This window comes from Salinisphaera orenii subsp. orenii MK-B5, from assembly GCF_003788635.1.
Lineage (GTDB): Bacteria > Pseudomonadota > Gammaproteobacteria > Nevskiales > Salinisphaeraceae > Salinisphaera > Salinisphaera orenii.
The window spans coordinates 1-15,451 of sequence record NZ_AYKH01000026.1; the positions used below are offsets into that span (position 1 = coordinate 1).

A 15,451-nucleotide genomic window follows, 5' to 3' on the forward strand; every position below is an offset into this window, starting at 1 on the left:
CTGATCGGGTCGCTGCCCGCTTGCAGAGGACGATCTCTGCGGGTGCGGATGCACCGGCGGACCGTTTCGTCGTACCATGGGCGGGGTTGCCAGGGTGGAAAACCGTGGTACACTCCGCCGTCTTTTTCGCGGGCGATAAAAGTTAACGCTTAGGCCAGTAGCTCAATTGGCAGAGCAGCGGTCTCCAAAACCGCAGGTTGGGGGTTCGAGTCCCTCCTGGCCTGCCACGTTAAGCGTTATCGCCCACCTTCGGTCGAGTCGTCGATGGCAACCCAAGAAAAACGCACGAGCTCCCTGCTCGACACGGCGCTGCTCTGGCTGGCCGTCGCCGTGCTGGTCGCGAGTATCGTCGGCTATTACTACTTCACGGCCCACACGGACCTGGTTCGCGTGCTGGGCATGCTGGGTGGGGCGGTCGTCGCCGTGCTCATCGCGCTGCAGACCGCCATCGGCAAGAATGCCTGGGCCTATATCCAGGGTTCGCGCACCGAGCTGCGGCGCATGGTCTGGCCGACGCGGCGCGAGACCGTGCAGACGACGCTCATGGTCGTGGTCGTCGTGCTGATTCTGGCGATCTTCATCTGGGCGCTCGATGTGCTGCTGGCCTGGGCGGTTCAACTTCTGACGGGCCGCTAGGCGCGCGAGGCAGATTCGTATGGCCAAGCATTGGTACGTGGTGCATTCCTTCTCGCAGTATGAGAAGAAAGTGCGCGATTCGCTCAAGGATTATGTCGCGCGCCACGGCATGGAAGACTACTTCGGCGATATCCTCGTGCCGACCGAGGAGGTCGTGGAGATCAAGGACGGCAAGCGCCGCACCACCGAGCGCAAGTTCTTTCCGGGCTATGTGCTGGTGCACATGGAGATGAACGACGAGACCTGGCACCTCGTCAAGAGCGTGCCCCGGGTGCTCGGCTTCATCGGCGGCACTGCCGACCGGCCGGCGCCGATCTCCGACGCCGAGGCCGACCAGATCCTCAATCGGGTCGAGGAGTCGGTGGAAAAGCCGCGCCCGAAGACGGTGTTCGAGCCGGGCCAGGAGGTGCGCGTCATCGACGGCCCGTTCGCCGACTTCAACGGTGTGGTCGAGGAAGTCAACTACGACAAGAACCGCCTGCGCGTGGCGGTCACGATCTTCGGGCGTTCGACCCCCGTGGATCTCGAGTTCGATCAGGTCGAAAAGAGCTGAAGCGCGGACGCCACAGGGCGTTCATACAGTCACATCAGGGAGCCCGGGCAGCCCCGCGGCGCTGGTACCTGAAGGAGTCATGACATGGCCAAGAAGATTGCAGGCTACATCAAGCTGCAGATCCCGGCCGGCAAGGCCAATCCGAGTCCCCCCGTGGGTCCGGCACTGGGTCAGCACGGCGTGAACATCATGGAGTTCTGCAAGGCGTTCAACGCCGAGACGCAGGACACCGAGCCCGGTCTGCCGATCCCCGTGGTCATCACGGTTTTCTCGGACCGCAGTTTCTCCTTCATCAAGAAGACCCCGCCGGCGTCGATCCTGTTGAAGAAGGCGGCCAACATCCAGTCGGGCGCGGCGGATCCGCTGCGCAACAAGGTCGGCACGGTCACCGAAGCGCAGGTCCAGGAGATCGCGGAAACCAAGTGGCCGGACCTCAACGCGGCGGACATGGATGCGGCCATCCGCATCATCAGCGGCAGCGCCCGTTCCATGGGCATCAAGGTGGAGGGCTAGTCATGGCGAAACTGTCAAAGCGCAAGGCGGCCATCCGTGATCAGATCGATCCGTTCCGGCTCTACCCGGTCGACGAAGCCCTCGACGTGCTGAAGAAGGTCTCGAGCGCGAAGTTCACCGAGTCCGTCGAGGTCGCGGTGAATCTGGGTGTCAATGCCCGCAAGTCCGACCAGAACGTGCGCGGTTCGACCGTCATGCCGCATGGCACGGGCAAGAGCGTGCGCGTGGCCGTGTTCACGCAGGGCGACAACGCCGACAAGGCCATCGCGGCCGGCGCCGACGTGGTCGGTCTGAACGACCTGGCCGAGCAGGTGCAGGCCGGTGAGATCAACTTCGACATGGTCGTGGCGACGCCGGATGCGATGCCCGTGGTCGGCCGCCTGGGCCAAATTCTGGGGCCCAAGGGGCTCATGCCGAACCCCAAGACGGGCACGGTCACGGCGGACGTCGAGACCGCCGTCAAGAACGCCAAGGCGGGCCAGGTGCAGTACCGCACCGACAAGGCCGGCATCATTCATTGCGCGATCGGCAAGACCGATTTCGACAATGCCGCGCTGCGCGAGAACCTCGCCGCGCTGATCGCCGACCTGAAGAAAGCCAAGCCGGCGAACGCGAAGGGCATCTATCTTCGCAAGATTTCGCTGTCCACCACGATGGGTCCCGGCCTGGCCGTGGACGCCAGCGGGGTGGCGGCCTAGGAATGTGGGCCGGGGCGCGCGCTGTCGCGTGCGTCCCGGTCGACGAAGGAGTTCTTTGTAGCGCAGTCCGCTCCGGAAGTGGCTGCGTCGTCAAAGACCGTGAGGCGAGCCGAGGCATCGGTTCTTAAAGGCGATATCGCCAGCCTGCGCAGATGACGTGTGTCGTCCCGCTGTCTCGACACGGGCGACGGTCGTCGAAGGGGCGTTTCCGAGGAAATGTCCGCTCAATCATCCGTCGGCGGTTGCCGGCGGTTTGCTCAAGGAGTGATGACTATGGCCATGAGTTTTCAAGCCAAGCAGGCCATGGTGGCAGAAGTCAGCGACGTGGCGACGCGCGCGCATTCCGCAGTCCTTGCGGAATACCGCGGTCTCACGGCGGGCCAGATGGATGACCTGCGCGTCAACGCCCGCGAGGGCGGCGCGTATCTGAAGGTCATCAAGAACAATCTGGCCAAGCTGGCGCTGAAGGGTACCGACTACGAATGCATGACCGAAGCGTTCAAGGGGCCGGTGATCCTGGGTTTCTCGCTGGAGGATCCGGGTTCGGCCGCACGCGTGGTCAGTGATTTTCGCAAGTCGCACGATGCCCTCAAGGTCACGGCGATCTCGTTCAACGGGCAGTTGCTGCCCGGCGAGCAGCTCGATCGTCTGGCCAAGCTGCCGACTCGCGACGAGGCGTTGAGTCAGCTGATGCGTGCCATGAAGGCGCCGGTCGAGAAGCTGACCCGCACCACCCGCGAACCGGTTGCGAAGCTCAGTCGCACCGTGGCTGCAGTCCGCGACGAAAAGCAGGCTGCTTGAAGTAATTGAATCGGGGCCTTGCGCCCCAAACGTATTAGGAGTTGACAATGGCTGCTACGAAGGAAGAAGTACTCGAAGCGATCTCCGAGATGTCCGTGATGGACGTGGTCGAGCTCGTCGAGATGATGGAAGAGAAGTTCGGCGTTTCGGCGGCGGCCCCCGTCGCGGTCGCCGGTGCGGCCGGTGGCGGCGAAGCCGCGGAAGCCGCCGAGGAACAGACCGAGTTCGACGTGGTGCTCTCCAGCTTTGGCGAGAACAAGGTCGGCGCGATCAAGGCCGTCCGTGCCATCACCGGTCTGGGTCTGAAGGAAGCCAAGGAAATGGTCGAGTCGGTTCCGGCGACCCTGAAGGAAGGCGTCGAGAAGGCCGATGCCGAGGAAATGAAGGCGAAGCTGGAAGAAGCCGGCGCGTCCGTCGAACTCAAGTAAAGGCAGGTCGCTGGTATACATTGCCAGAAGCAATAACTTGACGATTCCGGGAAAATGGCTGGTGGCCGTGTGCTGCCGGCCTTTTCCTGTTGCCGCCGACCGACGCCTGCGCACGCTTAGCGCCGCGGACCGCCCCCGGGCCCGCGGCTCGTCCAACCATGAGGGTTGAGAGACATGGCCTACTCGTTTACCGAAAAAAAACGTATCCGCAAGGATTTTGCCAAACAGCCGTCGGTGCTGGAGATGCCGTTTCTGCTGGCAACCCAGATCGACTCCTATCGGCAGTTCCTGCAGAAAGAGCTCGATCCGGACAACCGGGCGGGCGTGGGTCTGCATGCGGCGTTTTCGTCGGTGTTCCCGATGGCGAGCCATTCGGGTAGCGCGGCGCTTGAGTACGTCAGCTATCGGCTCGGCCAGCCGGTCTTCGACGAGATGGAGTGCCGTGTCCGCGGGATGATCTACTCGGCGCCGCTGCGGGTGACCGTGCGTCTGATCATCTACGACAAGGACAGCAAGGCCAATCCGAAGCCGGTCAAGGACATCAAGGAGCAGGAAGTCTACATGGGCGAACTGCCGCTCATGACCGACACCGGCACCTTCATCATCAACGGTACCGAGCGGGTCATCGTCAACCAGCTCCACCGTAGTCCGGGCGTGTTCTTCGACCACGATCGCGGCAAGACGCATTCGTCCGGCAAGTATCTGTATTCCGCGCGCGTGATTCCGTACCGCGGTTCGTGGCTCGACTTCGAGTTCGATCCGAAGGACAGCGTCTACGTGCGCATCGACCGTCGCCGCAAGCTGCCGGCGACCATCCTGCTGCGCGCGCTGGGCTACGACACCGAGCAGATGCTCGAGATGTTCCACGAGACCACCATGTTCCACCTGTCGGACAACGGCGTGGAAATGGAGCTCGTGCCCGAGCGGCTGCGCGGCGAAACGGCCACCTTCGACATCAAGGCGGGCAACGACGTCATCGTCGAGGAAGGCCGTCGCATCACCGTGCGCCACATCCGCAAGCTTGAGGAGGCCGGCGTCGAGACGCTGGCGGTGCCGGAGAGCTATCTCGTCGGCAAGATCCTCTCGCGCGCGATCGTCGATTCGGAGACCGGCGAAGAGCTCGCGCCCGCGAACTCGGAGCTGACCGACGAGATGATCGAGGCGCTGCGGGGCGCGGGCATCACCGATATCCCGACCCTGTACATCAACGACCTCGATCACGGTCCGTACATCTCGAACACGCTGATGGTCGACCCCAGCACCACGCAGCTCGAGGCGCTGGTCGAGATCTATCGCATGATGCGTCCCGGCGAGCCGCCGACCAAGGACGCCGCGGAGAACCTGTTCGAGAACCTGTTCTTCAACGAGGACCGCTACGACCTGTCGGCCGTCGGCCGGATGAAGTTCAACCGGCGCCTGGGTCGCGACGACGCGACCGGCGACTCGGTCCTGGCCAACGAGGACATCATCGCGGTGCTCGCCGAGCTGGTCTCCATTCGCAACGGCATCGGTCAGACCGACGACATCGATCATCTGGGCAACCGCCGCGTGCGCAGCGTGGGCGAGATGGCGGAGAACGCCTTCCGCACGGGCCTGGTGCGCGTCGAGCGCGCCGTGCGCGAGCGCCTGTCGATCGCCGAATCCGAAGGCCTGATGCCCCAGGATCTGATCAACGCCAAGCCGGTGGCGGCCGCCGTCAAGGAGTTCTTCGGCTCCTCGCAGCTGTCGCAGTTCATGGACCAGAACAACCCGCTGTCCGAGGTCACGCATAAGCGCCGCGTTTCGGCACTCGGCCCGGGTGGTCTGACCCGCGAGCGTGCCGGCTTCGAAGTCCGCGACGTGCATCCGACCCATTACGGTCGTATCTGCCCGATCGAGACGCCGGAAGGCCCGAACATCGGCCTGATCAACTCGCTGTCGGTGTACTCGCGGACCAATCAGTACGGCTTCCTGGAGACGCCGTATCGCAAGGTCGAGAACGGCCGTGCCACGGACGAGGTCGAGTATCTCTCGGCGATCGAGGAAGGCCGCTACGTGATCGCCCAGGCGAACGCGAAGGTCGACGCCGACGGTCAGCTCGTCAACGAACTGGTCTCGTGCCGCTACCAGAACGAGTTCACGATGGCCTCGCCGGACCGCGTCCAGTTCATGGACGTGAGCCCGAAGCAGATCGTGTCCGTCGCCGCGGCGCTGCTGCCGTTCCTCGAGCACGACGACGCCAACCGCGCGCTCATGGGCGCGAACATGCAGCGTCAGGCGGTGCCCTGCCTGCGCGTGGACAAGCCGCTGGTCGGCACGGGCATCGAACGCAAGGTGGCCATCGACTCCGGCAACGCCGTGACCGCGCGCCGGGGCGGTGTGGTCGACAAGGTCGACGCCTCCCGCGTCGTGGTCCGGGTCTACGACGACGAGACCTCGGCCGACGAGTCCGGCGTGGACATCTACAACATGGTCAAGTACACGCGCTCGAACCAGAACACCTGCTTCAACCAGAAGCCGCTGGTCAAGCCGGGTGATCGCATCGAGCGCGGCGACGTGCTGGCCGACGGGCCGTCCACCGACATGGGCGAGCTGGCGCTGGGCCAGAACCTGCTCGTGGCCTTCATGCCGTGGCACGGCTACAACTTCGAGGACTCCGTGCTGATCTCCGAGCGGGTGGTCGAGGAGGACCGCTTCACCTCGGTTCACATCGAGGAGATGACCTGCGTGGCCCGCGAGACCAAGCTCGGGCCGGAGGAGATCACCTCGGACATCCCGAACGTCAACGAGTCCGCGCTCGGCAAGCTGGACGAGTCCGGCATCGCCTACATCGGCGCCGAGGTCTCGGCCGGCGACATCCTGGTCGGCAAGGTCACGCCCAAGGGCGAGACCCAGCTCACGCCGGAGGAAAAGCTCCTGCGGGCCATCTTCGGCGAGAAGGCCTCGGACGTGAAGGATTCGTCCCAGCGCGTGCCGCCGGGCATGGACGGCACCGTGATCGACGTGCGGGTGTTCACCCGCGACGGCGTCGAAAAGGACGCCCGCGCCCTGTCGATCGAGGAGGACGAGCTGGCCGCGGTCCGCAAGGACCTCAACGACCAGCAGCGCATCTTCGAGGACGACCTGTTCGATCGCCTGCGGTCCATGCTGCTGGGCAAGGTCGCCGACGGCGGCCCGAACAAGCTCAAGGCCGACGCCAAGATCACGGCCGCCTATCTGGACGATCTGGATCGCGAGAAGTGGTTCGACATCCGGCTCCAGGACGAAGAGGCCCAGTCGCAGCTCGAGTCCATCGCGCAGCGCCTCAAGGACCAGAAGGCCGACTTCGAGCGCCGCTTCGCCTCCAAGAAGGAGAAGATCACCCAGGGCGACGAGCTCGCCCCGGGCGTGCTCAAGATGGTCAAGGTCTATCTGGCCGTGAAGCGCCGCGTGCAGCCGGGCGACAAGATGGCCGGGCGGCACGGCAACAAGGGCGTGATCTCGCAGATCGTGCCGGTCGAGGACATGCCGTATCTGGAAGACGGTACCCCGGCCGACATCGTGCTCAACCCGCTGGGCGTGCCCTCGCGCATGAACATCGGTCAGGTGCTGGAGACCCATCTGGGCTGGGCCGCGCGCGGCATCGGCCTGCGGGTCGGCGAGATGCTGGAGCAGCAGAAGGCCGTCGGCGAGATCCGTGAATTCCTGAAGAAGGCCTACCACACCGAAGGCGGCACCCAGGAGGACATCGACAGCCTCACCGACGACGAGATGCTCGCCATGGCGCAGAATCTGGTCGGCGGGATGCCCACGGCCACGCCGGTGTTCGACGGCGCCAACGAAGGCGAGATCCGCGAGCTGCTCAAGCTGGCCGGTCTGCCGGAGTCCGGCGAGACGACGCTGATCGACGGCCGGACGGGCGAAGCCTTCCAGCGGCCGGTCACGGTCGGCTACATGTACATGCTCAAGCTCAACCATCTGGTCGACGACAAGATGCACGCCCGTTCCACGGGGCCGTACTCGCTGGTCACCCAGCAGCCGCTGGGCGGCAAGGCGCAGTTCGGCGGCCAGCGCTTCGGCGAGATGGAGGTATGGGCCCTGCAGGCCTATGGCGCCGCCTACACGCTGCAGGAGATGCTCACGGTCAAGTCCGACGACGTCGCCGGCCGCACGCGCATGTACAAGAACATTGTCGACGGCGACCATCAGATGAGCGCCGGCATGCCGGAATCGTTCAACGTGCTGACCAAGGAAATCCGCTCGCTCGGCCTGAACATCGAACTCGAGGAAGACGATCAGTAGGGGACAAGGCGGTCGGCCCGGGCGCCCGGGCCGGCCCGCGGCGGCGTGCCGCCGTGTATTCCGGCGTACCCCTTCTGATCCGGAGTAGGACATGAAAGATCTGCTGAATCTGTTCAAGAGCGCTGACGACGTCGAGGAGTTCGACGCCATCAAGATCAGCCTGGCCTCGCCCGACACGATCCGCTCGTGGTCGTTCGGCGAGGTCAAGAAGCCCGAAACCATCAACTATCGGACGTTCAAGCCCGAGCGGGACGGCTTGTTCTGTGCGCGCGTCTTCGGCCCGGTCAAGGACTACGAGTGCCTGTGCGGCAAGTACAAGCGCATGAAGCACCGCGGCGTGATCTGCGAGAAATGCGGCGTCGAGGTCACCCAGACCAAGGTGCGCCGCGAGCGCATGGGTCATATCGACCTGGCCTCGCCGGTCGCCCACATCTGGTTCCTCAAGAGCCTGCCGTCGCGTATCGGTCTGCTGCTGGACATGCCGCTGCGTGCGATCGAGCGCGTGCTCTACTTCGAGGCCTATGTGGTCACGGACCCGGGCATGACGCCGCTCGAGCCGTTCTCGCTGCTCTCCGAGGAGGAGTATCTCGACACGGTCGAGCAGTACGGTGACGAGTTCGACGCCAAGATGGGCGCCGAAGCCGTGCTCGACATCCTGCGCAACATGGACATGGGCGCGGAAGCCGCGCGCATGCGCGAGGAACTCAACGCCACCGGCTCGGCGACCAAGATCAAGCGCCTGGGCAAGCGCCTGAAGCTGCTGGAGTCGTTCCAGCAGTCGGGCAACAAGGCGGAGTGGATGATCCTGCGCGTGCTGCCGGTGCTGCCGCCGGATCTGCGCCCCCTGGTGCCGCTCGACGGCGGCCGTTTCGCGACCTCGGATCTCAACGATCTGTATCGCCGCGTGATCAACCGCAACAACCGCCTGCGCCGCCTGCTGGAGCTCAACGCCCCGGACATCATCGTGCGCAACGAAAAGCGCATGCTGCAGGAGTCGGTGGACGCCCTGATCGACAACGGCCGTCGCGGCCGGGCGATCACCGGTTCCAACCGCCGCCCGCTCAAGTCGCTGGCCGACATGATCAAGGGCAAGCAGGGCCGGTTCCGTCAGAACCTGCTCGGCAAGCGTGTCGACTATTCCGGCCGTTCGGTCATCGTGGTCGGCCCGACGCTCAAGCTGCACCAGTGCGGCCTGCCCAAGAAGATGGCGCTGGAGCTGTTCAAGCCGTTCATCTACAGCCGGCTGCAGTGGCTGGAGCTCGCCTCCACGATCAAGGCGGCCAAGAAGATGGTCGAGCGCGAGGAGCCGGAAGTCTGGGACATGCTCGAGGAGGTCATCCGCGAGCACCCGGTCATGCTCAACCGCGCGCCGACCCTGCATCGTCTGGGCATCCAGGCCTTCGAGCCGGTGCTCATCGAGGGCAAGGCGATCCAGCTGCATCCGCTGGTCTGCACCGCCTTCAACGCCGACTTCGACGGCGACCAGATGGCCGTGCACGTGCCGCTGTCCATCGAGGCGCAGATGGAGGCCCGCGTGTTGATGATGGCCTCCAACAACATCCTCTCGCCCGCCTCCGGCGAGCCGATCATCGTGCCGACCCAGGACGTCGTCCTCGGCCTGTACTGGATGACCCGCTCGCGTGTGAACGCGCTCGGCGAGGGCATGACGTTCTCCGACGTCTCCGAGGTCTATCGCGCCTACGACGCCGAGCAGGTCCACCTGCAGGCGCATATCAGGGTGCGCATCGACGACACCGACATGGACGAGGACGGCAACACGACCGACGTGACCCGGATCGTCGACACCACGGTCGGGCGGGCGCTGCTGTTCGAGATCCTGCCGAAGGGTCTGCCCTTCCAGCTGATCAACCACGAGCTGGACAAGAAGGCGGTCGCCGGCGTCATCAACGCCAGCTATCGCAATGTCGGTCTCAAGGAGACCGTGGTCTTCGCCGACCAGTTGATGTACACCGGTTTCCGGATGTCGACCAAGGCCGGCATCTCGATCGCGGTGGGCGACATGGTCATCCCGCAGGAGAAGCAGACGGTGCTGGCCCGCGCCGAGGACGAGGTCAAGGAGATCGAGGAGCAGTACACCTCGGGTCTCGTGACCCAGGGCGAGCGCTACAACAAGGTCATCGACATCTGGTCGCGTGCCAACGAGCAGATCGCCTCCGCGATGATGGACAAGCTGGGGCTGGACGAAGTCACCGACGCCGACGGCAACACCATCGACCAGACGTCGTTCAACTCCATCTTCATGATGGCCGACTCGGGCGCTCGCGGTAGTGCGGCCCAGATCCGCCAGTTGGCGGGCATGCGCGGCCTCATGGCCAAGCCGGACGGCTCGATCATCGAGACGCCCATCACCGCGAACTTCCGTGAGGGGCTGAACGTACTCCAGTACTTCATCTCCACTCACGGCGCGCGCAAGGGCCTGGCCGATACCGCGCTCAAGACCGCGAACTCGGGCTATCTCACCCGCCGCCTGGTGGATGTCTCCCAGGACGTGGTGGTCACCGAGAACGACTGCGGTACCGACCAGGGCCTCAAGATGTACCCGATCGTCGAGGGCGGCGACGTAGTCGAGCCCCTGCGCGAGCGGGTGCTCGGGCGCGTGCTGGCCGCCGATGTCGTCGACCCGGCGACCAATCACACGCTGCTCGATTCCGGCAAGCTGCTTAACGAGAAGGACGTCGATCTCATCGAGACGAGCTCGATCGACGAGGTCTTCGTGCGCAGTCCGATCACCTGCGAGACCGGTTTCGGCGTCTGCGCCGCCTGTTACGGGCGCGATCTCGCCCGCGGCGAGCGGGTCTCCATCGGCGAGTCGGTCGGTGTGATCGCGGCCCAGTCCATCGGCGAGCCCGGCACGCAGCTGACCATGCGCACGTTCCACGTGGGCGGCGCGGCCTCGCGTGCGGTCTCCGCCGACGGCGTGGAGGTCAAGACCGCCGGCACCGTGAAGCTGCACAACGTCAAGACCGTCGAGCATGCGGAGGGCGGCCACCTGGTGGCGGTCTCCCGTTCCGGCGAGATCGGCGTCATCGACGAGAACTTCCGCGAGAAGGAGCGTTACAAGATCCCCTACGGCGCGCGCCTGCACGTCAACGAGGGCGACCGGATCGAATCGGGCGCCCGTCTGGCGGACTGGGATCCGCACACCCATCCGATCGTCTCCGAGGTCGCCGGCAAGGTGAAGTTCGAGGAGTTCATCGAGGGTGTCACGGTCCAGCGCGAGATCGACGAGATCACCGGCGTGTCCACTCTGGTGGTCACCGAGCCGAAGTCGCGCGGTCAGGGCAACAAGGATCTGCGGCCCATCATCAAGCTGGTCGACGAGTCCGGCGACGAACTCAACTTCCCGGGCACCGAGATCCCCGCGGCCTACAGTCTGCCGCCCAAGGCCATCGTGGTCGTCGAGGACGGCCAGAGCGTGGTGGTGGGCGACGTCTGTGCCCGCATCCCGCAGGAGTCCTCCAAGACGCGCGACATCACCGGCGGTCTGCCACGGGTCGCGGACCTGTTCGAGGCCCGCAAGCCCAAGGTGCCGGCGATCCTGGCCGAGGCCCAGGGCACGGTCCGCTTCGGTGAGGCGACCAAAGGCAAGCAGCGGCTCAAGATCGTCGACTCGGACGGCTACGAGACCGAGCTGCTCGTGCCCAAGTGGCGTCAGATCAACGTCTTCGAGGGCGAGCACGTCGAGAAGGGCGAGATCCTCTCCGACGGCGAGCCGATGCCGCACGATATCCTGCGGCTGCAGGGCATCCCGAAGCTGGCCGAATATCTGGTCAAGGAGATCCAGGACGTCTATCGCCTGCAGGGTGTGCGCATCAACGACAAGCACATCGAGGTCATCATCCGCCAGATGCTGCGTCGGGTGGAAGTCACCGATGCCGGCGATACACCGTTCCTCCAGGGCGAGCAGGCCGAGTACCAGACGGTGCTCGAGCACAATCGCCGGGCCGAGGCCAAGGAAGAGGTGCCGGCGACGTTCGAGCGGCTGCTCCTGGGCATCACCAAGGCCAGTCTGTCCACCGAGTCGTTCATCTCCGCGGCCTCCTTCCAGGAGACCACCCGGGTGCTCACCGAGGCCGCCGTACGCGGCGGTCGCGACGATCTCCGCGGGCTCAAGGAGAACGTCATCGTCGGCCGTCTCATTCCGGCCGGTACCGGGCTGGCGTACCACGAGCAGCGTCGGCGCGACCGTCTCGGCCCGCTGGACCTCAAGGGCGCGCTGCCGCCCACCGAGGCGCCCGCGGAAGCCGACATCGACGCCTCCGAGGCCGAATCCAGCAACGAGGATTCGATCTGACGTGGGGCGGCGCGCGGCACGGCTTGACATGGCCGTGCGCCGCCCGTACTATCCGCCGTCCTTTAGCGGCAGTCCGGTGTACGCCGGGCTGCCTCACTATTTTCATCGATCGAGCAGGGTGACGACGTGTCCACGGTCAACCAACTGGTCCGCAAGGGCCGCAAAGACAAGCGCCAGAAGAACGACGTTCCCGCGCTGCAGGGTTGCCCGCAGCGTCGTGGCGTCTGCACGCGCGTTTACACCACCACGCCCAAGAAGCCGAACTCGGCGCTGCGCAAGGTGGCGCGCGTGCGGCTGACCAACGGCTACGAGGTGGCGAGCTACATCGGCGGCGAAGGTCACAACCTGCAGGAGCATTCGGTTGTGCTCATTCGTGGCGGCCGAGTCAAGGACCTTCCCGGTGTGCGTTACCATACCGTCCGCGGCGCGCTCGATGCCTCCGGCGTCGAGGCCCGTCGCCAGGGCCGGTCGAAGTACGGCGCCAAGAAGCCGAAGTCCTGATTGCGCCCGCCTGGCTCAACGAATAGGAAAATCTAGAATATGTCCCGTCGTGCATCCGCGCCGCGCCGCGAAATCCTGCCTGATCCGCGCTACCACAGCGAACTGCTGGCCAAGTTCATGAACATGATCATGGACGACGGCAAGAAGTCGAAGGCGGAGATGATCGTCTACGGCGCGCTTTCGCAGATCTCCACCAAGAAGGGCACCGACGAGCCGCTTGACGTGCTCGAGGAAGCGCTCGACAACGTCCGGCCCGCGGTCGAGGTGAAGTCGCGGCGCGTCGGTGGCGCCACCTATCAGGTGCCGATCGAGGTGCGCGCGGTGCGCCGCACCACACTGGCGATGCGCTGGGTGATCGACGCGGCGCGCAAGCGCGGCGAGAACTCCATGGCCCGCCGGCTGGCCGGCGAGCTGATTGATGCGTCGGAGCATCGCGGCGCCGCGGTGAAAAAGCGTGAGGACACCCATCGGATGGCCGATGCCAACAAGGCGTTCTCGCACTTCCGCTGGTAAGCGCCCCCATTTCTCAGGTTCAAGAGACTCTCATGCCCCGCAACCATCCACTCGAGCGTTATCGCAACATCGGCATCATGGCTCACATCGATGCCGGCAAGACGACGACGACCGAACGTGTTCTGTACTACACCGGCATCTCCCACAAGATGGGCGAGGTGCATGACGGCGCGGCCGTGATGGACTGGATGTCGCAGGAGCAGGAGCGCGGCATCACGATCACCTCGGCTGCCACCACCTGCTTCTGGCAGGGCATGGAGCAGCAGTACGATCAGCAGTACCGCGTCAACATCATCGACACGCCCGGCCACGTCGACTTCACCATCGAAGTGGAGCGCAGCCTGCGCGTGCTCGACGGCGCCGTCTGCGTGCTGGACGCCAACGCCGGCGTCGAGCCGCAGACCGAGACGGTCTGGCGCCAGGCGGACAAGTATCACGTTCCGCGCATCACGTTCGTCAACAAGATGGACAAGCTGGGTGCGGACTACTGGCGCTGCATCGAGATGATGAAGAAGCGCCTGGCGACCTACCCGGTCACCATCCAGCTGCCGATCGGCGCCGAGGACGAGTTCGAGGGCATCGTCGATCTCATGCGGATGCAGGCGATCTACTGGAACCAGGAAGACGCCGGCCGCACCTTCGAGGCGCGCGACATCCCCGAGCATCTCCAGGCCGATGCCCAGAAGTATCGCGACGAGATGATCGAGGCGGCCGCCGAGGCCGACGAAGAGATCATGGAGAAGTATCTCGACGCCGGCGAGCTGAGCAACGACGAGATCAAGTCCGGCCTGCGCAAGCGCGTGATCAACAACGAGATCACGCTCTGCATGTGCGGCACCGCGTTCAAGAACAAGGGTGTCCAGGCCATGCTGGACGCCGTGATCGACTATCTGCCGTCGCCGACGGAAGTGCCGCCGATCAAGGGCCAAGACGCCAACGATCCCGAGGTCGCCATCGAGCGCTACGCCTCCGACGATCAGCCGTTTGCCGCGCTCGTGTTCAAGATCGCCACCGACCCGTTCGTCGGCTCGCTGTCGTTCATCCGGGTCTACTCCGGTGTACTGAAGTCGGGCGACACGATCTACAACCCGATCGAGAACAAGAAGGAGCGCGTCGGCCGTCTGCTGCAGATGCACTCCAACTCGCGCGAAGAGATCAAGGAAGTCCGGGCCGGCGACATCGCCGCCGTGGTCGGGCTCAAGAGTGTGGTCACGGGCTATACGCTCTGCGCCAACGACTCGCGGGTCATTCTCGAGCGCATGGAATTCCCGGATCCGGTCATCGCGGTCGCGGTCGAGCCGAAATCGCGCGCGGATCAGGAGAAGATGGGCGTTGCTTTGTCGAAGCTGGCGCAGGAGGATCCGTCCTTCCAGGTGCGCACCGACGAGGAGACCGCCCAGACCATCATCTCCGGCATGGGCGAGCTGCATCTCGAGATCATCGTCGATCGTCTCAAGCGTGAGTTCGGCGTGGAAGCCAATGTCGGCGCGCCGCAGGTTGCCTACCGCGAGACCATCCGCAAGCAGGTCGAGCAGGAAGGCAAGTTCGTTCGCCAGTCCGGCGGCCGCGGTCAGTACGGTCACGTGTTCCTGCGCATCGAGCCGCAGGAGGAAGCCGGGGCCGGCTACGAGTTCGTCAACGCCATCGTCGGTGGCGTGGTGCCGAAGGAATACGTCGGCGCGGTCGACAAGGGCATCCGCGAGGCCATGGCCAACGGTGTGGTCGCCGGCTACCCGATGGTCGACATCAAGGTCACGCTGTACGACGGTTCCTATCACGACGTCGACTCGAACGAATCGGCGTTCAAGATCGCCGGCTCGATGGCGTTCAAGGACGGGTCGCGCAAGGCCTCTCCCGCGCTGCTCGAGCCGATGATGGACGTCGAGGTCGTTACGCCCGAGGAATACATGGGCGATGTCATGGGCGACCTGAACCGTCGTCGCGGCACCGTGCGGGGCATGGACGATATCCCGACCGGCAAGCAGCTGTCGGCGTCCGTGCCGCTGTCCGAGATGTTCGGTTACGCGACGGACCTGCGTTCGATGAGCCAGGGCCGCGCGACCTACACGATGCAGTTCGACAACTACGCACAAGCGCCCTCGCATGTCGTCGAGGCGCTTACTCGCAATCAACCGGAAAAGGCATAAGAGGAACGCGCCGTGTCCAAATCAAAATTCGAGCGTAGCAAGCCGCACGTAAACGTCGGCACGATTGGTCACGTGGACCATGGCAA

General features: G+C 64.8%; 11 protein-coding genes, 1 tRNA gene and 1 pseudogene. All 13 read left to right on the top strand.

Translation table 11 applies throughout. The features are described 5' to 3' along the window. Positions 1-151: 151 nt before the first annotated feature. Positions 152-227: transfer RNA gene (locus SAOR_RS11790), tRNA-Trp, on the top strand. 37 nt (positions 228-264) lie between these two features. Next, complete coding sequence (gene secE / locus SAOR_RS11795) at positions 265-636, top strand: preprotein translocase subunit SecE (RefSeq protein WP_123592515.1); 372 nt, start codon at positions 265-267, stop codon at positions 634-636. A gap of 19 nt (positions 637-655) precedes the next feature. Further along, entirely contained in the window at positions 656-1,189 is a 534-nt protein-coding gene (gene nusG / locus SAOR_RS11800; RefSeq protein ID WP_123592514.1) for a transcription termination/antitermination protein NusG, read from the top strand. Between the two features lie 84 nt (positions 1,190-1,273). After that, positions 1,274-1,702 (top strand): 50S ribosomal protein L11, encoded by a 429-nt coding sequence (rplK, locus tag SAOR_RS11805; protein ID WP_123631610.1) that lies wholly within the window; start codon positions 1,274-1,276, stop codon positions 1,700-1,702. A 2-nt stretch (positions 1,703-1,704) separates the two neighbouring features. Next, positions 1,705-2,400 (top strand): 50S ribosomal protein L1, encoded by a 696-nt coding sequence (rplA, locus tag SAOR_RS11810; RefSeq protein WP_123592512.1) that lies wholly within the window; start codon positions 1,705-1,707, stop codon positions 2,398-2,400. A gap of 279 nt (positions 2,401-2,679) precedes the next feature. After that, on the top strand, positions 2,680-3,201 hold the full coding sequence (gene rplJ, locus SAOR_RS11815; RefSeq protein ID WP_123592516.1) for a 50S ribosomal protein L10: 522 nt from the start codon (positions 2,680-2,682) through the stop codon (positions 3,199-3,201). A 47-nt stretch (positions 3,202-3,248) separates the two neighbouring features. After that, positions 3,249-3,629: a 50S ribosomal protein L7/L12 gene (gene rplL, locus SAOR_RS11820; protein WP_123592511.1), complete on the top strand. Its 381-nt coding sequence runs from the start codon at positions 3,249-3,251 to the stop codon at positions 3,627-3,629. Between the two features lie 174 nt (positions 3,630-3,803). Then, positions 3,804-7,889: a DNA-directed RNA polymerase subunit beta gene (gene rpoB / locus SAOR_RS11825; protein WP_123631611.1), complete on the top strand. Its 4,086-nt coding sequence runs from the start codon at positions 3,804-3,806 to the stop codon at positions 7,887-7,889. Positions 7,890-7,980: 91 nt separating this feature from the next. Continuing rightward, positions 7,981-12,204, top strand: a complete 4,224-nt coding sequence (gene rpoC, locus SAOR_RS11830) for a DNA-directed RNA polymerase subunit beta' (protein WP_123631612.1) — start codon at positions 7,981-7,983, stop codon at positions 12,202-12,204. Between the two features lie 126 nt (positions 12,205-12,330). Beyond that, positions 12,331-12,705, top strand: a complete 375-nt coding sequence (gene rpsL, locus SAOR_RS11835; protein WP_120097584.1) for a 30S ribosomal protein S12 — start codon at positions 12,331-12,333, stop codon at positions 12,703-12,705. A 39-nt stretch (positions 12,706-12,744) separates the two neighbouring features. After that, positions 12,745-13,218, top strand: coding sequence for a 30S ribosomal protein S7 (rpsG, locus tag SAOR_RS11840; protein WP_123592518.1), 474 nt, complete (start codon positions 12,745-12,747; stop codon positions 13,216-13,218). A 32-nt stretch (positions 13,219-13,250) separates the two neighbouring features. Then, positions 13,251-15,365: an elongation factor G gene (gene fusA / locus SAOR_RS11845; RefSeq protein WP_123592517.1), complete on the top strand. Its 2,115-nt coding sequence runs from the start codon at positions 13,251-13,253 to the stop codon at positions 15,363-15,365. Positions 15,366-15,377: 12 nt separating this feature from the next. Continuing rightward, positions 15,378-15,451: pseudogene (locus SAOR_RS17125) on the top strand (GTP-binding protein); the annotation flags it as partial.